Origin of the sequence: Coleofasciculus sp. A1-SPW-01, assembly GCF_040217205.1 — a bacterium.
Taxonomy (GTDB): Bacteria; Cyanobacteriota; Cyanobacteriia; order Cyanobacteriales; family Coleofasciculaceae; genus Coleofasciculus; species Coleofasciculus chthonoplastes_A.
Window position 1 is genome coordinate 112112 of the sequence record NZ_JAVJNP010000090.1, and the last position, 18563, is coordinate 130674.

Here is an 18563-nt window from a genome sequence, read left to right on the forward strand (position 1 = left end):
CAAGTCGGGTGTATTGCAGAAGGCTCCAGGGCAGAAGGGTTCTTACTGGTACGTGGCATTTGAACCATTCAATCTGTCTTAAACCTTTATGGCAACCGCTATAATTTTTCGGGAAACTCAAGAAGACAGAGGCGGATTGGTGGGAATGACGCGCAAAACAACATTAGAGCGATTATATAAAATTGGTGAAGTTGCCAATCAAAGCGGATTATCGGTAAAAACGATTCGGTATTACGAAGAGGTGGGTTTACTGACGCCAACGACAACCCGTTCCGAATCAGGTTATCGCCTGTTTACCGAACAAACCCTAAATCGGTTAGCCTTTATCAAGCGATCGCAATCCCTCGGACTTAGCCTGAGTGAAATCCACGAAATCCTGGAGGTTCACGACTCCGGGGAATTACCCTGTGGTGCAGTCAAGCAACACTTGCTGCATAAAGTCGAGGAAATTAACCAGCAAATTCAAGCCCTAGAACTACTCAAATCAGAGCTTTTAGGCTTACTCTCAGGATGGCAAGAGCAGCCGCCGCGCGATCGCGTAGCTCAAACGATTTGCCCCAACATTCAATAAGTTCTGATAATTTCCTGTTCCCTGACAAATGATCAATAACAAAGGGGCAATTTTAATTTTAATCGGAGTCATGATAAGTTTGGCGACTATCAGCCATAAGGCAATAAGTCAGCCTTTACCTGTACCCGCTGTGCCATCTAGTCCGGAAAATCCTGCCCAACCGCCGCCTCCTACACCAACAAATCCACTCAATCCCGATAATTTATCTCCGCCTCAACCTCTCTCCTCTCCTGAAGCCTGGAGAAATCCGCGACTCATTTACACCTTTACAGGTCATAACACAGCCGTTGATTCGTTGTTCTTTAGCCTCGATGGAACAATTCTAATTAGCGGCGGTAGTCGTAACGATGGCAAAATTAAATTCTGGCAGCTAAAAACAGGTCGAGAAATCGACAGCCTGCGAGCGCAACGAACTTCAGTATCGGTTCTACGCTTATCACCCGATGGAGAAACCTTGGTCAGTTCTGGTACAGATTCTGCGGTTAATCTCTGGAACTGGAAAACCGGAGACTATATCCATCAGTTTCGTGATCATACCAGCAATGTTTTATCCTTGGCAATCACGCCAGATGGTCGCACCTTAGTCACAGGCGCTTTAGATGGAATTAGACTATGGGATTTAACCAAACAACGTCGAATCTATACCTTAGCGCGTTTCGATAACCAGACCTATGGACTGGCGATTCACCCCGATGGAGATATCCTGGCAAGTGGTCATAAGTTTGGTTCAATTAAACTCTGGAATCTAAAAACAGGACAGTCACTCAATCGGATTAGCGCCCATCGTGGTTCAGTTAATGCCTTGGCGTTTACACCCGATGGACAAACATTAGTCAGTGGTAGTTACGATCGCACAATTAAAATCTGGAATCTTAGAACGGGACAATTAGCACAGACTCTTTCGGGACATACGGGGCGAGTCTGGGCTGTGGCGATTAATCCCGATGGTGAAACTCTCGCTAGCGCCAGCCGTGACGGGGTGCGGTTATGGAATCTCAGAACCGGTGAACTGTTAGCGTTACTGACAGCCCATGACGATTGGGTGCATTCCGTTGCCTTTAGCCCTGATGGTACACTCCTAGCAACAGGTGGATTTGATCGGCAAATCAGGATTTGGCAAATTTCTCCCCTGAGTGGTGAAGAGTTGGCACAAGGTTCTCAGTAGGGGCTTGGTTACCAAGCCCTTACTTCACTGGGGGAGATGGGGGAGCTGTTGGCGTTATTTCTGCCTTCTTGCACTAGGATTTCTCCCGTACAGGCGTGTTCACTTAAAGGAAATCTAGTATAAACTAGAGGACAAAAGCTATAAAAGCTTAGCTTACTATAAAGCCAAGTTAATCTTTGGAAAAGAAAAGCTAATCAGCCGGAGAAAAGGACGCTCACAGAAGACGCGATCGCGAATCATCCAAGGGTCTGTTGTAATTAAAACAATAGACGGAAAAAGTCAAGCAAAATTCATTTTTATTCAGAAATAACCATCTGATCAGTAGGCTAAGTTACTTCTGTTCGTCCGTTTTGATGTCAAAACATTTAACCCTAGAACCTTGGTCTCTTGTTTCATTGATAATTCCGATAGTCTATCCATGGCGATGGTGATTGAGTTGTGCCAAGCCATCTCTGGAGAAATTAGACTACAGCCCTTGCTCTCAACCTTAATCCAGATAGCCTTTGAGACAACAGAGGCTCAAAGCGTTACCCTGATTTTGCCTCAGCCGGAGGGTTTAGTTGTAGCGGCTAGGGGGGTAAGGGGTACGAACCCAAGCATTTTGCCCCTGACTCCCATTGAATCCAGCCCGGAGATTCCCCTGATGCTGGTTGAATATGTATGGCATCATCCAGACATTTTGATCGTCTCAGACGATACGACAGATATTAAACGATGGTCAATGATCGCACTGAATCTGGGAGATGAGGGAAATGAGAGTGGGTTTAGTACCATCAGGGCGGGAAACAAAGATAATAGTGAAACCCGCCCCTACAACCTCAACACTCAAAACTCAACACGTTCCCAATTGAGTATATTATGTGCGCCATTAACAGTTGGTAATCAGGGGATTGGTATTCTTTACCTAGAAAATAATCAAACCAGAGGCGTATTTACGCGCGATCGCGTGGCGATTGTTCAACTCCTGTGCGTCCAAGCTGCATCGGCGCTAAAAAATGCTCAAGCCTACAACCATCTAGAAAACCATTCGCGAATCCTGGAGAACACGGTAGAACAGCAAAAGCAGCAGTTACAACACAGTGAGTTCCGCTATCGTGCGATTATTGAGGATCAAAGTGAACTGATTTGTCGTTACAGCGCCGATGGCATACTCACCTTTGTTAACGAAGTCTATTGTCGCTATTTTGGCAAAACTCCCAAAGAACTAATTGGACATCGCTTTGTCCCCCTGATTCACCCGGATGATCAAGCCGTGTTAGAAGGCTTTATTGCGGAGTTGAACCCAGACAATCCTGTAGGTATAGTCGAACACCGTGTCATTCTAGAGAGTGGTGAGATTCGCTGGCAACAATGGAGCGATCGCGCTATCTTTGACGAACAAGGACAATTACTGGAATTCCAGGCGGTTGGACGGGATATCACTGATTGCAAATTAACTGAAGCACGCCTGCGCCAAAGTGAAGCCAGACTCAACGCGATCGTCAGCAGTACCTCTGACGGGATTATGATTGTCGATCGCCAAGGTCAAGTTCTCTTCACCAACCCAGCCGCCGCCAACTTATTAAATCAGGACGTAGAGAACTTACTCAACTATAACTTTGGACTGCCCGTTGGTGTGAATCAAACCACAGAATTGGGAATTGTTCGCGCCGATGGACAACTCAGCTTTGCTGAAATGAGTGTAGTTGAAACGGAATGGGAAGGTGAATCGGTTTTTGAGATTTGCTTGCGCGATGTCACCGAACGTCAACGGGCGGAAGCCGCCTTACGAGAAAGTGAAGAACGCTTCCGGGCAATATTTGAACAAGCCGCCGTGGGCATTGCCCTGGGGACACCATCGGGACAGTTAATTCGGGTCAATCAACGATTTTGTGACCTGGTAGGATACGAGGAATCGGAATTATTACAGCTTAGTTTCCCCGACATTACTCACCCTGATGACCGAGCCGCAGAGCTTAATGATTTAACTCAATTATTAGCAGGTCAACGTTCCACCTATTCTAGAGAAAAACGCTTTATCCGCAAAGATGGTCAATGGCAATGGGTCAATGTTGCTGTATCCCTGGTGCGAACTTGGATGGATACCCCTAATTATATTATTGGCGTCGTTGAGGATATCCAACAGCGCAAGCAAACGGAAGTCGCCCTGCAACAAGCTTTAGATGCAGCAGAAGCGGCTAATCATGGCAAAAGTGAGTTTTTGGCAAATATGAGTCATGAACTGCGTACTCCCCTCAATGCTATCCTGGGCTTTACTCAACTCATGGCAAGGGATGCATCTCTAAATCAAGATCAGCAGGATTATTTGGGCATTATTACTCGTTCGGGTGAACATTTGCTGGATTTAATCAATAATGTCCTGAATATGTCCAAAATTGAGGCGGGTAGGATTTCCCTGTCAGAAAATAGCTTTGACCTTTACAGTTTGGTCGATTCCATTGCCGAGATGTTGCGCCTGAAAGCCCTATCGAAAGGGGTACAACTTATGGTTGAGCGAACGGCAAATGTGCCGAACTATGGGATGGCGGATGAGGGAAAATTGCGGCAGATCTTGATTAATTTAGTGGGGAATGCGGTTAAATTTACGTCACAAGGTAGGGTTATTTTGCGCGTGCAAGAGATATCCGATAGGATAACCGCACCAACGAACACAGATACTCAATCCAGGCTGTTTTTTGAAGTTGAAGACACAGGCGTTGGCATTCCCCCGGATGAACTGGATACCCTGTTTCAGGCTTTTGTGCAAACGAAAACCAGTCAGCGATCGCAGTCAGGAACGGGTTTAGGTTTAGCGATTAGTCGTCGATTTGTCCAGTTGATGGGTGGGGACATTACCATTAACAGTACTCCCGGTCAAGGTACATTGGTTAAATTTGATATCCCTATTGGCATTGTTCTCCAAGACCAGACTCCTCGTCAACCCTTAAGTCAACAGGTGATTGGCATCGCACCCGACCAACCCAACTATCGCATTTTAGTGGTTGAAGATCAATGGGCAAATCGCAAACCCCTGGTTAAGTTTCTGGAATCCTTAGGATTAGACGTGCGAGAAGCCGATAATGGTCAAGTGGCTGTGGCTATTTGGGAACATTGGCACCCTCATCTGATTTGGTTAGATATGCGAATGCCTGTAATGAATGGGTATGAAGCCACCCAATTGATTAAATCCCATCCTCTGGGAAAGACAACCGTGATTATTGCCTTAACCGCTAGCGCTTTTGATGAAGAACGAACCGCTATTTTAGACGCAGGTTGTGATGATTTTGTCGCCAAGCCCTTCCGAACGGATGCGATTTTAGAGAAAATGGGACAACATTTAGGACTCCGTTATCGCTATGAAAATGCTGCTCCACCCTCATCCGATGCTGAAACACCGATATTAACCCCTGAGGATTTAAAGGTGATGCCGACGAATTGGATTGCCCAGTTACACCAAGCCGCCATTCAGCTTAATAGCAAACAGATTATTCAGCTTATCGAACAAATTCCCCCAGAACAGACGTTATTTGCTAAGGCGTTAACTGATTTAGTTAATAATTTTCGGTGTGATGTCATTATGGATATAGCTCACCAGGCTATCTCCTGATAAAAACCTCCCTTTTTTCCGGTATTTTAGATACGGGACATACTTCAATAGAATATTAGTTGGATACACTCTAATTTAATTCCAGCTCCCTCTGCTCCCCCTAGCCCTTGCCGTATTACACTATCCGCCATCCTTATGGCAACCAGACTTGCTTATGAATAGTTATCAGCCAAAAACAGCACAAGGAATTATTTTAATCGTTGATGATACAGCCGATAGCTTACGTCTGTTGGAAGCCGCACTAACAAGATATGGGTATGAAGTTCGCAGCACAGTCAACGGCAGCATGGCATTAATGGCGGCAAAAGCGGTAGCACCTGATCTGATTTTGTTAGACATTAAAATGCCCGACATGAATGGCTATGACGTTTGTTCAGCCTTGAAAGCTTCACCCGTCACTCGTGATATTCCGATAATTTTTATTAGCGCCTTAGATGAAGTCTTTGATAAAGTCAAAGCCTTTGCCTTGGGAGGGGCTGACTATATTACTAAACCTTTTCAATTTGAAGAGGTTTTGGCGCGTGTCGATCATCAACTGACAATTCGTCAACTTACCCAGGGTTTAGAGCAACGAGTTGAAGAACGAACCGCCCAATTAAAACAAACCTTACAGGAGTTACAACAAGCCCAAGTTCAGCTTATACAAATTGAAAAAATGGCAACCTTGGGTCAACTGGTAGCCGCCGTAGCTCATGAAATTAACAATCCTGTAGGCTTTATTAATGGAAATCTCAGTTGTGCCAAGGATTATACAAACGATCTGATTTCCCTGCTGCGTCTGTATCAAGACAAATTTCCCCATCCCGGAAGTGAAATCGAACAAGAAAGTCAGGATATTGAACTTGATTATTTGATTGAAGATCTGCCCAGTATTTTATCCTCAATGAAAAAAGGAGTTGATCGTCTCTTTCAGTTAAGTAGCTCTTTGCGAACCTTTTCTCGTTTGGATGCTCATACCAAGGTAGTCTTTAATATCCATGATGGAATCGATAGTACACTATTAATTTTAAAGCACCGCCTTAAGGCAAATGATAAACGTCCAGCAATCGAAGTGATTAAAAACTACGGCGAATTACCGCCTATTGAGTGTTATCCTGGGCAATTAAACCAAGTTTTTATGAATCTTATTGCTAATGCGATAGATGCATTAGATGAATTACAGACAAAGAAGTCGAATGAATTGAATAAAGACTATTTGCCTCAAATTAAAATTGATACCGACATTCAGTACGATCAAGAAATTGTTATTATTCGGATTCGCGATAATGGAATAGGAATGCCAAGTCAGGTAAAAGACTGCATATTTGATAATTTTTTTACTACCAAGCCTGTGGGTAAAGGAACGGGTTTAGGCTTATCGATTGCGCGTCAGATTGTAGTCGAAAAGCATGGAGGTTCCCTAAATTTTAGTTCCGCACCAGAGCAAGGAACTGAGTTTGTGATTGAGTTGCCCATGTCATAAGTCTGATAGTCTGACTTTTCACGGCAATTTGTTATTTGTTATTTGTCATTTGTCATACTCGCTAAGCACCAAGCAAGCTACGTCCTTTGTAGGGGCGGGTTTAGCCACTAGGCTAGCTTGTTACTAATAAATGAACAACAAAACCCGCCCTGATTCATAACTCCAATGCTAACGGATTGAATAGTCCTGTTTTGGATCAACTTTAGCCCATGAGAGAAGGGTTGATGTCTTGATGGAGGAAATTCGCGATCGCCTGATTGAGTTGAGTGCGATCGCTCTTGTCTCGTCCAAACGCCGCCGCATGACCATAAACTGAGTTTAGCACCATAACTTGGGCATGAGGAACCAATGCAGCTTCGGCAGCGACATCAGCCACAGCAAAATAGGCATCCGTGCGAATGGGTAGAAAGAGAACCTCTGCTTTTATACTCTTCAAAGCCTTTTCTAAAGATCCATCCATACCCGGCGTCAAACTAACATCATGATTTGCCCAAGTTTGAAAATGACATAATAGGTCATTCGCATCTTTTTCATGATAGCGGGTGCGCCATTTAGCCAAAAATTCATCCAACGAATTTGCCTGAGTATCAGGATACCTTTGATACACCTGTAAAGAATAAAACTCTGGCGAAAAAGCCCAAGGCACCCAAGCTTCAGACATTCGTGACAGCCCAAGCAAAGGAGGTTCTGTATAATTGCCCTCCTGAAACGCTGGATCAGAACGAATACAGGTTGCTAAACTATTAAGAAATAGACGAACATGCCAAGTAGCCCGACAACTTCCGGCAATAACCACAGCCTTTTCCACCCTATCCGGGTAACTTACCGCCCATTGAATTGCCTGTTGTCCCCCCATACTCGCACCAACCACAGCCCGAATCCTATTAACATTAAGGTAGTTGAGAAGTGCAGATTGTAAATTCACATTATCCCGAATCGTTACCGCCGGAAAATTCACACCCTTAAACGGTGGTGGCGTATTACTTGGCGAACTACTGCGCCCATTCCCCAACAACTCCGTGTGAATAATCCAATCTTTTTTGGGATCTAACGCCAACTTAGCACCCCGCAGATAAGCCATATCATAATAACTTTGAGAAAAAGCCGTACAAGTTACAATTGGCGGTTGTGATGAAGGTGTACCACTGATCCAATAAGCTAAATTAACCTGAGGGAATACAACACCAGATTCCAATTGAAAGCGCTCAAGTGTAAACCTCTTAAACTTAGGTGCTGGAAAAATACCCATTAGTCGTCATTTGTCAGTTGTTAGGGAACAGGGAATACCCACTTACAATGAGCATCAGCTTATATACAGTTTATACTATAAAATTCAACCTCAAACATACCCAATTCCTCTGCGCCCCTCTGCGTTAACCTCTGCGTCCCTCTGCGTTGAAAAAATAGGTATCAATTTCCTATTATCGGGAACTTCCCAATAAAAAAATAGTCAACTTTATCCATAATCCTTTCCCTATAGCAGGTCTATTTCCATGTTAAGTTATAATCGCTGGCGGTCAGAAATAGCTATCTTAATGGCGCTAGGCATAACCACAACAGCCTCACTTCCCATCCTCATCGCCATACCCGCAACAGCAAAACCCCAACCTTATCGTATCGGGCAACTGTTTCCCTCACAACCCACACCAGTCACCCCTCGTTCTACACAGGTAAGCGTACCATCGGGAACAATTATTGCGGTTAAGTCTGAGGACGCGGAAAAAATCGTCGTTACCCCCGATGAAACCGCACCCATCACCCTAACAATTACCCAACCGATTCGTTCCTCAGCCGGAACCGTTTTAATTCCCGCCGGGAGTCAAATCGAGGGAGAATTACGTCCAGTAGAAGGCGGGACTCAATTTATCGCGAAACAGCTAATCCTAAAAACCAGTAATCGAGAATTACCAATTGAAGCCACATCTGCGGTAATTACAGAAACCGAAACAATTGATAACGGAACTGATGTAAGTCGTATTCTCAAAAATGCCGCCATTGGTGCAGCCGCCGCCGGAGTTTTATCAGAAATATTTGGCGATATTGATTTAATTGAAGTTTTAGTCGGTGCTGGATTAGGCGCATTAGGCGGATTACTTTTAGGTGGAGGCGAACAAGCGGAAGTTTTCGTGATTTACCCAGAAACCGATTTAGAGTTAACTTTAGATAGCGAGTTAGTCTTGAGATAAGGCTTGAGAGAAGGCAGAAGGTTTCAAGGGGAGGAGTAAGGTAGTAAGGAAAAAGTAGCCACGTCTTAAAGAGGGTGACAAAAGCTGATTTGTATAACAGGTTTAGTTGTAGGGGCGGGTTTTACCGTTATCGGTTATGAGTAGACACAGATGTAAATAAACCCGCCCTTGCCCAAGGTTTATCCAGAAATAAAACCAAATTTTATAACTCTAACTAACCTGGAGGTGGGCAAGAGCCAGAAACGATAACATAAGCACTTCAGGATTGATCACTCTTGCCCACCCTACATCAAATAAGCTGTCATGCATTTAAATTGGGTATTAGTAGCGAGCAAGATGCAAAGCCTGCGGCATGGCTTCGCTAAAGCCTGCGGCATGGCTTCGCTAAACGCACTACAAGGATTTCGTCATTATTGGCATTAAGGTTTAAATGCCGAACAGCTTAACCGGGATATCCAAAGGACAAATGACAAATGACAAATGACAAATAACCAATTTATCCCCAAAACAAAGCCGAAAACACACAAGCCATAATTAATCCCGTCGCATCTGCCAATAAAGCTGCCACCAGTGCATAACGGATGCGAGTAATCCCAACAGCACCAAAATAAACCGCCAACACATAAAACGTTGTTTCCGTACTTCCCATCATCGTCGAAGCCAAAAACGCACTATAGGAATCGGGCGCCCTTTCCACAATTTCACTCATAATTCCAAACGCCCCTCCCCCAGAAAGAGGACGGATTAACGCCATCGGTAAAACTTCCGCAGGCATTCCAATTAAACTCGTAATCGGATTTAATAGAGTCGAAAGCGCCTCCATCGCCCCCGACGCCCGAAACATACCAATTGCCACTAAAATAGCGACGAGAAACGGAATAATCCGAATCGCAATCTCGAACCCCTGTACCGCTCCCTCTGTCACCGCTTCATACACTTTCACCCCGCGTCCAACCCCATAGGCGATAATCAATAAGATTAATGTAGGAATCAGCCAATAGGAAATAAAATCTTGGTTGAAGAAACCAGCTAAACTTTGGCGGATTATCACGCCATAAACCATGGAAAAGATGAACCCTGCAATAAACCCCCAAGCGATAATTTTAGAAATTCGACCTGCTGGATACAACAAATGGGAAAAATCCGGTTCTTCAACGGGTTTAACCTCATCCTCAGTTTGCAGCACCGTTTCTTGTCCTGAACTATCCGCGACAGGCGTATCGGATACTTGACTTCGTTTACGTAAAAACAACGCCACTAAAATTCCAACTAGGGTAGAACAAGTCGTAGCCAAAAACGTCGGTAGCCAAATGCCTGCCGGATCACTACTATTTGCCGCCGCCCGTACCCCAATGACACCCAAGGGAAATAAAGCCACACTGGATGTATTAATTGCCAAAAACAAGCACATCGCATCCGTTGCTGTTCCCGGAAACGGATTCAACTTATTCAACTCCACCATCGCCTTAATGCCAAACGGAGTCGCTGCATTCCCCAACCCCAGCATATTGGCAGAAATATTCAGAATCATCGCCCCCATCGCCGGATGGGTGGGAGGTACATCGGGAAAAAGTTTCACCATCAAGGGTTTGAGCAGAGTTGCCAGATTGTACATCAGCCCTCCGGCTTCCAAAACCCTTACTAATCCTAACCAAAGCGCCATGACACCAATCAAACCAATGGCTAACTCGACAGCCGTTTTAGCGGATTCAAAACTGGCGTCAGTAATGGCTTGCATCTTGTCGGTATACCCGGCAAATAGGATAGCGACAGCAATAAAGCCGACAAAAACAATGTTGATAGCGCTGGGCTTCCTCGATGGTTGGGAGGACATACTCAATAACCGTAAATAGACAGACTCATAGAATAACGGCAAAAGACCGAAGGCAAAAGCCCTCAGTCTTTTAATCGCTCTATAGTAATCAGTTCTAGATGCCTGTCGGCTACCAACAGTTCAATCAGTTCATAGGGAAACGAAGCGTTTTCGTTAGAAGGATTAACTACATTAAGCCGAGTTGTTGGAGAATGCCTTGCCCGGTGAGTAATTCGGTAGCGATACCGATAACGAAGCCTAGCATCGCTAAGCGACCATTCCAGGTTTCAGCAAATGAGGTAAAGCCAAACTTGGTTTCTTGTTCTTGCATAATTCTGCCCTCTCAATACCCTTTGGTGTACGTTCTTGCCTTGTCCAATGACCCGTCTCGGTGGATTACATCAAGCCGAGTTGCTGGAGAATGCCTTGCCCGGTGAGCAATTCGGTAGCGATACCAATGACGAAGCCTAGCATCGCTAAGCGACCATTCCAGGTTTCAGCGAAGGTGGTAAAGCCTAACTTGGTTTCTTGCTCTTGCATAATTCTGCCCTCTCAATACCCTTTGGTGTACGTTCTTACCTTGTCCAATGACCCGTCTCGATGGATTACATCAAGCCGAGTTGCTGGAGAATGCCTTGCCCGGTGAGCAATTCGGTGGCGATACCAATGACGAAGCCTAGCATCGCTAAGCGACCATTCCAGGTTTCGGCAAATGAGGTAAAGCCAAATTTGGTTTCTTGTTCTTGCATGAGTGGTGTCTCCTGTATCTGTCTCTGTAATAAAATTTAACTTAATTTTTCTAAAGCTGCAACATTTCTTTAGATTCATTAGCTACGCAATATGATATTTAGATGATTGATGCTGCTTATGTAGAGACGTGCCATGGCACGTCTAGGATCAGGGGAAGACAAGTGAAGGGTTAATTGTAAGCCCCGACACCCGCCCGGAGTTCAAACTCCGGGCTAAAAGCTTAAGTCCATTAAAATGGACTAAAACTAGAGATGCATTCGTTTTTAGACCATTTGCGCTGTTGGTTCCTTGGGTTTAAACCCAAGGCGGTTGGTGAAACTGGTGCAAGATGTAAGTTCAAATCGGTTCAAAAAACGAGCGATCGCGCACAACTGTGATCATGAAAATCCCTTTCATTCTCCCATTCAAAACAGAAAACGTCGGTCGAGGCGGGTTGAGTTCCATCGGGGTAGGAAAAGACACGATAAGTGTCAAACCCGCCCCTACATTTCTGAAAACGCTTGTCTTGGGGATTTCTCTCCTGATCACTCAAGGGTTTACCCACGCCACCCATGCGGCGAACCCCGAACACTTAGAACAACTCAAAACAACCAATACTTGTCCTCAATGTGACTTAACCGATGCTGATTTAACCAATGCCAATCTTCAGCAGGCAGAGTTGAGCGGTGCTAACTTAAAAGGAGCAATCCTAACGGGGGCTAACTTAAACCAAGCCAATCTCAGCAACGCCGAATTGAACGGTGCTAAACTGGCTGGGGCAACCTTGGCAAGAGCGAATTTGAGGGAAGCGAAACTGGGGTTAAGAGAACTGGATGCTGATAATCCCTTACCCTCTCAGGTTGAATCTGATAATCTCTACAATACTCTATCGTGGCTGGGCTATTTTCCCGCCTTTATTGCCCATTGGTATGCAGCCGTCGTCACCGATTTGCGCGATGCTAACCTCCAGGGGGCTGACTTGTATCGGGCTAATTTGGATGGGGCGCTACTGAGTCGTGCGAATCTCCAAGAGGCTCAACTTGACTACGCCAGCCTAGTCCGCACTTACTTAAGAGAAGCCACACTAACCAACGCCAACTTAGTCAGTGCTGATTTACGCAATGCTAATTTAACCGACGCCCAACTGGAAGTAGCTGATATTCGTTCAGCGGATTTGAGGGGCGCTAAACTGAATAATGCCAACCTGGATACCGTGAATGCGGATAGCGCCAACTTAAGCGGTGCTAATTTAAGTCAAGCCTATATCACTAATGCGGACTTCAATGGCGCGATTTTGGTGAGGACAACACTGCGAGAGGCGGTGCTGAATGGGAGCAATTTTCAGATCGCGGATTTGACTCAGGCGAACTTACAAGGGGCGCAGTTAAAAGGGATAGGCTTCAATAGGGCTAATTTAACCAAGGCGAATCTGGAGGGGGCAGACTTGACTAATGCTAAACTCGCGATCGCAGACCTAACCAATGCCCAACTAACTGGCGCAATCCTTCACTCCGCTTACCTGCACAGCGCGACGCTGACGAATGCTAATTTAAGTGGTGTAGATTTACAGGAGGCGCAATTGCGAGAGGCGAATTTGAGTAATGTGACATTGGTGGGTGCCACGTTAGAGGATGCCAATCTGATTCGTTCCACGTTAACTGGAGCTAATTTAACCTATACCAATTTAACCCGATGCGATTTACGTGGCGCTAACTTAACTAATGCTGATTTAAGTTACGCCAACTTGACGCAAGCTGATTTTGCCCAGGCTACGTTGATTGATGTCACCTTACAGGGAGCAAACCTCAGCGACGCCAACTTCAAAAGCGCGATCGGATTTAATCGTTATGCTGTACCTGAACAGTAATGGGAATTTAGATCGGTAATTGAACCGCTTATGTAGCACGGTGATGCAATAATCTATCGTATAAGCGGAGACCGTGATGGCTTCATAAGTTATCCGAAATAATAGGTATTAATTTATATAATTTATAAAGTCCTGGATAAATTATAATACCCCAAGGTAAAATTACATTTGCAGATGGTACGAGAATATTAATGTAAGCAATTCGCAGAAAAGTTTTATTTTCGGCTAATTTATTGTATTCATTCATTAAGATTGAAAAACAAATCAGCACTCCGTAAAAGCCCATGCCTACCATCCGATTTGTATCGACAGAAGGTATACAAGTAAGAGCTGGAAATAGCATTATACAAACTATAGCCAAGATCAGACTTTTTTCTTTATATTGCCACAGTCTTAAAATCAAAGATACTATAATAATCCAAAGTAACTTATAAGAAAAAAACAAGCCTGCTAATCCTAAAAAAGGTGTATTGCTCCAATAGTAAAACCCACCCTTCTCTCCCATTTGAAACTGTATTGCTCCAATAGGGTCAAAGCCAGTACCAACTACCCAGGTAGCAAAATATATAGCAATTACATAGAAATAGTTAATAATTTCGCGATGGGGAAAGCATAAAAATACAATGGGTAAAAACACAAAAAAACTAACTTCATGAGTGATTAAGGATAAAACGAGTATAGATAGCCGTTCTTGAGATGTCATGGGTATACAAGCGGCAAGGATCAAAAGGATAAAAAAGAATTGCTCTGGATAAGCGGGCAATTGAAAGTTAAATATTAGGTAACTACTGGTTCCTAATGATAAATAGTAGATAAATTTTGTTTTTTTATTCCACAGATGCGTATGATTTGTAATATCTTTGAGATTTAAATATTTTGACTCTACAAATACCAAAGTAGCTACAATCAAAATATAAGTGCAAAAAATAGAAAATAAATAATAAAGTATAGGGCTATCCATTTGAAAAAAGTGGGCAACGGCTGGCATAAGAATTCGTCGATAATACCAACCACTATTTTGGGCAAATGGATCGGAACTTTGAACGGCATATTCCATTCCCATAGCGGTAGAACCTAAAGGAAACCTGAAAGGAAATACAAGTAAAGATAGACAGATGAAAATTACTATAGATACCCTTAATTTTTCTTTGAGGTGTTTAAGGCTCTTGACAAGAATATATTTTTCTCTATTTATAGATTTTAAAACGGGATATACTAAAATTAAAGTAGCTGTAAAAAAAGATATGCTTTTTAGTGGAATGATCATCCAATCCACAATTAAATCTGATGAAGATTTAAATTTGTATGAATTTACCAGTTCTACTAAAAATTCATGATTAAGATTGTGAGTCTGCTCCAAGACTTCATTAATAATCAGAATTATCCGATCTTTGGGTAAATTGACAACTAAGCATACAATAGTAGTTGCAATCCAAAATACAATCGGTTTAATGAAAAAATCAACATCATTTGCTTGTTTAAATAAAATATAATGTCTGTATCTAGAGGTTGTTTTTAGTGCATTAAAAAACATGGTTATGTATTTTATGTGGGTCATAACCTCACTTGTGAGAGGTGAGGGGTGAAACAAATATTTAATTACCTATCGACGATAGGCGATATAAGACTTAGTTTTCTCTATTTTTACCCCATTAGCGACGATACCTAAAATAGAAGCCCTAGCAATCTTTAGTCCGTCAAAGGCTTTTGTTACTAGGGAACGGTCGGTTTTCTCAACTCCCACTACCAGTATTGTGCCATCCGCTTTAGCGGCGAGCAGGTTTCCATCTCCCAAACCCAAAAGAGGTGGAGTATCGTAGATAACTAAATCAAACTGGGATGAAACTTGCTCCATAAAACACTGCATCTTATCCGAGGAGAGCAGTTTAACCGGGTCGGATAAGGTTTGACCTGCAGTTAAAACAAACAAGTTCTGGTCGAGAGAAGACTTTTGGATAGCATCTTCAAGAGTTAAGTCGCTGGCAATCATATCACTAAGTCCCTGAGTATTGGGTAAATCAAAGCGACTATGAAGCTGAGGACTTCGTAAATCAGTATCGACAAGTAAAACACGCTTGCCAATGGTGGCGGCAGTTTGAGCAAGGTATAAAGCCACCATTGTTTTTCCATCACCTGATACAGGGGAGCTAATCGCCAAGGATTGAATAGATTGCTTAGAACTTAGCAAACGGATATTTGTATAGAGAGAGCGGAAAGATTCCGTAAAGGGTGAATTGCTATACTCTGTACCGCGATTGTTGCGGCTAAACAACAAATGGCGCTTTTTAGGGGACACAGAATGAGCCACTTGAGCAATAGTCGCCAGTTGACTAGGCTGCTTGGCAAGTTTTTTAAATTCTTTAGCCCAAGGAATCACACCCAGAATTGGCAGGCTTGTTGTTTCTTTGATTTCGTCAGGGGTGTGGAATACTTTATGTAGAATTTCCGTGAGAAAACCGACGCCTATCCCTAGCAAAACACCTAAAACTACCGCTATCGCAAAGGGGCGCTTGATGGATTGACGCTCAACTGGAATTAATCGACCCATTTCATCACGCCAGAGTTGAGGTGGCTCAATAAGTTGCCAGGGGATTTCCTGCTGAGCCGCATCAAGTTTCAATGTTTCTCGTTTAGAGAGAAAATCCTTCAAATTATCGGTAGAAACCTCTAGCTTTCGCTGCAAATCACCAACTTGACGAGCAACATCAGGTAACTGTTCAAGTTTCTGATTAATCTCATTTTCGGTGTTTACAATGGTTTTATATTGTTCTTCTAGCCCTTTAATTTGACCTTCTAAATTTCCTAAAATAGCTTCAGCTTCTTGACTCAAGATGCGGCGCATATTTTGCTGCTTCTCACGTAAAATTTCCAGGGGTGGACTATCTTCCCTAAATTGAGCTGACTCTGAAGCAATTTGAGCCTCTAATCTTTGCATTTCACCGAGTAATGATTGGTAAGTGTTAGATTCTGTTGATAAAACTGCCGTCGCATCTTCTTCGCTCAATTGTCTTTTTAGCGTATTGTATGTCTCACGAGTTTTAGCCAGTTGCTCTTCTGTTTCTAACCGATTTCGTCTAATCGCCAAAATATGTTCAGTCAGGAGGTTATCGGCTACTATAGGATCGATTAAATTGTATTTCTGCCTTAATTTTTGAAGTTGTCCCTGGATTTGATCAACTTGCTGCTGGAGAGTTGGTAACTGATCTTCAATAAATTCAATTCCTTGGTATAGACTTTGCTGACGCTCTTGCAAACTATACTGTAAATATACATCAGCCAGCTTTTTCAATACAAATTCAACTTGTTTTTGATCTTCATTTATATAACGAACTTCTATGATTTTAGTTCCTTCTTCCTTGCCATCTTTTTCGTAAGTAATTCGGTTAATCAATAGGTTTACTGTTAGTGACTTATAGTCAATTTCAGGATAACGTCTTTGCAGATAGTTAAGCACTGGATTCAGTAATTTTGGACTTTCTAAAACTCGAATTTGAGTCTCGTAATCCAATAAGCTCGATCGATCAACTTCTATTCTTTGTAGGTCTAACGCTTGACTTTGGGAGAGCAAAAATTGGTTTCTTAATCGATCTTCTGCTGTGACAGGTTCGACTAAAAGCTTAAAGGAGCCTTGATATTCGGGTACAGTTTGATACTTACTCCAAGCTAACCAACTCCCCGAGCTGATGATCACAGTCAGCGCCACTCCAGCTATAATTGATGCTCTACGACGCGCAACATCTAACACCCAAGCTAAATCCACTGTTTGTCCGCTACCCTCATCTGGTTCAGCTTGGTGGAGGTGAGGTGGCGGCTGAAGTGGCTTGCCATTCGGATGGGATGAAAATTGGAAATTTTGTTCAGTATCCATTAAATTGCACCTCTGTCGTTTTGACTTGGCTCGATTTCTGATCAACCAGTGAGCAAACTTGCCTGTTGGAGCAAGTCGGAATCAGGTAAGGGTGAAAAGTTATACATAGATACCATTTTATACATATATCCTAATTAAAGTTCGTCACCCACCTTTTATATTTCAATTTGTAACAGAAAAAGTAGTGTGTTAATTATGAAAGCCTAATCATAGTATATGTTATATGATGTAACACGAGCAGTTTGTCCGTGTGGTATAATTATAGGCTCAAGCGAGTTTGGACAGGAATCTCGGTGATCTCATTCCTGAGTGGGAGGGCGCTTGACTATTTGGTCTCCAGATGTAATAATGTATTCTCTTTAAGTCTCGAATGAGTTACCTGGGGAATAATTTTTATGAAGATTCCATTCAAAAAACAATTAATCATATTTCTTGAAAAAAACATAGGCTACCATAAAAAAAATATTTTGAATCCAACTGACGGAAATCTTTTAATTTCTGAGTTACTGAGGCTGAATAGTCCTGTTGCTATTGGCAAAATTGGTTCTGTCGAAAATTGGGCTATTCGTTATTTTTTACAGCATCGTTCTAGTTCGATTAATGTAGTTTGGTCTCACGAATTATATAGAGATATCTATGAAAAAGCTGGAGTATTTCCTCAGCAAGATAATATATTTAATAGCTTTATTTTAGAGTTTTTAGAATCAATCAAACAACTTGATGTTTTAGCTGTATGGTACAATAGGGGAGAATCAAATATTGTTAAAAGTCATGCATATCAAGCAAAATTAACTTCCTTGTTGGCTATTGAACCCTACTATCACCAAGAACCTTGGAGCCAGAATTTAGCAAACAAGAAAATATTAGTTATTCATCCATTTACAGAAAGTATTAAACAGCAGTATAAACACAGAGATAAACTGTGGAAATATCAGACTTGTTTACCCAATTTTGAGTTGGTTACGATAAAATCTCCATTGTCTCATGCATTAGTTCGATCAGGCTTTGACAGTTGGCTGGATGCTCTACAATCTTTAAAAGAACAAATGTCACAAAAAGAATTTGATGTAGCCCTTGTTGGTGCTGGAGCTTATTCGCTTCCTTTAGTGGCTCATGCAAAAAAGATAGGTAAATTGGGCATCCACCTGGGTGGGGCAACTCAAATCCTTTTTGGGATCAAAGGAAAACGATGGGATAATCATCAAATTGGACTCAACTTTTATAACGATTATTGGAGACGTCCGTTGCCTGAGGAAACTCCTGGCAATATTGATGTTTTAGAGCGAATAGATCAAGGCGCTTATTGGTAATTTTAT

Annotated in this window: 14 protein-coding genes; 7 read left to right on the top strand and 7 right to left on the bottom strand. The window is 42.8% G+C overall.

The genetic code is table 11. The features are described from left to right. Nucleotides 1–145 precede the first annotated feature (145 nt). From RH949_RS13970 to RH949_RS13985, 4 genes are all read left to right on the top strand, one after another. Entirely contained in the window at nucleotides 146–571 is a 426-nt protein-coding gene (locus tag RH949_RS13970) for a heavy metal-responsive transcriptional regulator (protein WP_446353950.1), read from the top strand. Nucleotides 572–599: 28 nt separating this feature from the next. Further along, on the top strand, nucleotides 600–1736 hold the full coding sequence (locus RH949_RS13975) for a WD40 repeat domain-containing protein (RefSeq protein WP_006101503.1): 1137 nt from the start codon (nucleotides 600–602) through the stop codon (nucleotides 1734–1736). 418 nt (nucleotides 1737–2154) lie between these two features. Beyond that, on the top strand, nucleotides 2155–5322 hold the full coding sequence (locus RH949_RS13980; RefSeq protein WP_446353866.1) for a PAS domain S-box protein: 3168 nt from the start codon (nucleotides 2155–2157) through the stop codon (nucleotides 5320–5322). 154 nt (nucleotides 5323–5476) lie between these two features. After that, the gene (locus RH949_RS13985) at nucleotides 5477–6784 is read left to right on the top strand and encodes a sensor histidine kinase (RefSeq protein WP_446353868.1); all 1308 of its coding nucleotides are present in this window, start codon (nucleotides 5477–5479) and stop codon (nucleotides 6782–6784) included. Nucleotides 6785–6986: 202 nt separating this feature from the next. Here the strand turns inward: RH949_RS13985 and RH949_RS13990 are convergent, their stop codons facing one another. Further along, entirely contained in the window at nucleotides 6987–7979 is a 993-nt protein-coding gene (locus RH949_RS13990) for an alpha/beta fold hydrolase (RefSeq protein WP_446353870.1), read from the bottom strand. 298 nt (nucleotides 7980–8277) lie between these two features. On the opposite strand from RH949_RS13990, the gene RH949_RS13995 reads away from it, so the two are divergent. Continuing rightward, a complete protein-coding gene (locus tag RH949_RS13995; protein ID WP_044207512.1) occupies nucleotides 8278–8970 on the top strand; it encodes a hypothetical protein in 693 nt (230 codons plus the stop codon). 496 nt (nucleotides 8971–9466) lie between these two features. Here RH949_RS13995 and RH949_RS14000 read toward each other — a convergent pair whose 3' ends face one another. The 4 genes from RH949_RS14000 to RH949_RS14015 form a co-directional block, all read right to left on the bottom strand. Further along, on the bottom strand, nucleotides 9467–10804 hold the full coding sequence (locus RH949_RS14000; RefSeq protein WP_446353873.1) for a nucleoside recognition domain-containing protein: 1338 nt from the start codon (nucleotides 10802–10804) through the stop codon (nucleotides 9467–9469). A 166-nt stretch (nucleotides 10805–10970) separates the two neighbouring features. Beyond that, nucleotides 10971–11114: a chlorophyll a/b-binding protein gene (locus tag RH949_RS14005; RefSeq protein ID WP_006101425.1), complete on the bottom strand. Its 144-nt coding sequence runs from the start codon at nucleotides 11112–11114 to the stop codon at nucleotides 10971–10973. A gap of 65 nt (nucleotides 11115–11179) precedes the next feature. Further along, nucleotides 11180–11323, bottom strand: coding sequence for a chlorophyll a/b-binding protein (locus RH949_RS14010; protein WP_446353875.1), 144 nt, complete (start codon nucleotides 11321–11323; stop codon nucleotides 11180–11182). Nucleotides 11324–11388: 65 nt separating this feature from the next. Next, the gene (locus RH949_RS14015; RefSeq protein ID WP_006101425.1) at nucleotides 11389–11532 is read right to left on the bottom strand and encodes a chlorophyll a/b-binding protein; all 144 of its coding nucleotides are present in this window, start codon (nucleotides 11530–11532) and stop codon (nucleotides 11389–11391) included. 380 nt (nucleotides 11533–11912) lie between these two features. On the opposite strand from RH949_RS14015, the gene RH949_RS14020 reads away from it, so the two are divergent. Further along, nucleotides 11913–13379, top strand: coding sequence for a pentapeptide repeat-containing protein (locus RH949_RS14020; protein ID WP_446353877.1), 1467 nt, complete (start codon nucleotides 11913–11915; stop codon nucleotides 13377–13379). 82 nt (nucleotides 13380–13461) lie between these two features. On the opposite strand, the gene RH949_RS14025 is transcribed toward RH949_RS14020, so the two are convergent. Both RH949_RS14025 and RH949_RS14030 read right to left on the bottom strand, forming a co-directional pair. Next, nucleotides 13462–14937, bottom strand: a complete 1476-nt coding sequence (locus RH949_RS14025) for a hypothetical protein (RefSeq protein ID WP_446353879.1) — start codon at nucleotides 14935–14937, stop codon at nucleotides 13462–13464. 45 nt (nucleotides 14938–14982) lie between these two features. After that, entirely contained in the window at nucleotides 14983–17247 is a 2265-nt protein-coding gene (locus RH949_RS14030; RefSeq protein WP_446353881.1) for a GumC family protein, read from the bottom strand. Nucleotides 17248–17642: 395 nt separating this feature from the next. Between RH949_RS14030 and RH949_RS14035 the strand changes: the two genes are divergently transcribed. Further along, nucleotides 17643–18557, top strand: coding sequence for a hypothetical protein (locus RH949_RS14035; protein WP_446353883.1), 915 nt, complete (start codon nucleotides 17643–17645; stop codon nucleotides 18555–18557). The last annotated feature ends 6 nt before the right edge of the window (nucleotides 18558–18563 follow it).

Coding starts and splice junctions, on each gene's coding strand:
- RH949_RS14010 (WP_446353875.1), bottom strand. CDS start 11,323: ATGCAAGAGCAAGAAACCAAGTTAGGCTTTACCACCTTCGCTGAAACC.
- RH949_RS14015 (WP_006101425.1), bottom strand. CDS start 11,532: ATGCAAGAACAAGAAACCAAATTTGGCTTTACCTCATTTGCCGAAACC.
- RH949_RS13980 (WP_446353866.1), top strand. CDS start 2,155: ATGGCGATGGTGATTGAGTTGTGCCAAGCCATCTCTGGAGAAATTAGA.
- RH949_RS14025 (WP_446353879.1), bottom strand. CDS start 14,937: ATGACCCACATAAAATACATAACCATGTTTTTTAATGCACTAAAAACA.
- RH949_RS14005 (WP_006101425.1), bottom strand. CDS start 11,114: ATGCAAGAACAAGAAACCAAGTTTGGCTTTACCTCATTTGCTGAAACC.
- RH949_RS14035 (WP_446353883.1), top strand. CDS start 17,643: ATGAAGATTCCATTCAAAAAACAATTAATCATATTTCTTGAAAAAAAC.
- RH949_RS13970 (WP_446353950.1), top strand. CDS start 146: ATGACGCGCAAAACAACATTAGAGCGATTATATAAAATTGGTGAAGTT.
- RH949_RS14000 (WP_446353873.1), bottom strand. CDS start 10,804: ATGTCCTCCCAACCATCGAGGAAGCCCAGCGCTATCAACATTGTTTTT.
- RH949_RS13975 (WP_006101503.1), top strand. CDS start 600: ATGATCAATAACAAAGGGGCAATTTTAATTTTAATCGGAGTCATGATA.
- RH949_RS13985 (WP_446353868.1), top strand. CDS start 5,477: ATGAATAGTTATCAGCCAAAAACAGCACAAGGAATTATTTTAATCGTT.
- RH949_RS14020 (WP_446353877.1), top strand. CDS start 11,913: ATGAAAATCCCTTTCATTCTCCCATTCAAAACAGAAAACGTCGGTCGA.
- RH949_RS13995 (WP_044207512.1), top strand. CDS start 8,278: ATGTTAAGTTATAATCGCTGGCGGTCAGAAATAGCTATCTTAATGGCG.
- RH949_RS14030 (WP_446353881.1), bottom strand. CDS start 17,247: ATGGATACTGAACAAAATTTCCAATTTTCATCCCATCCGAATGGCAAG.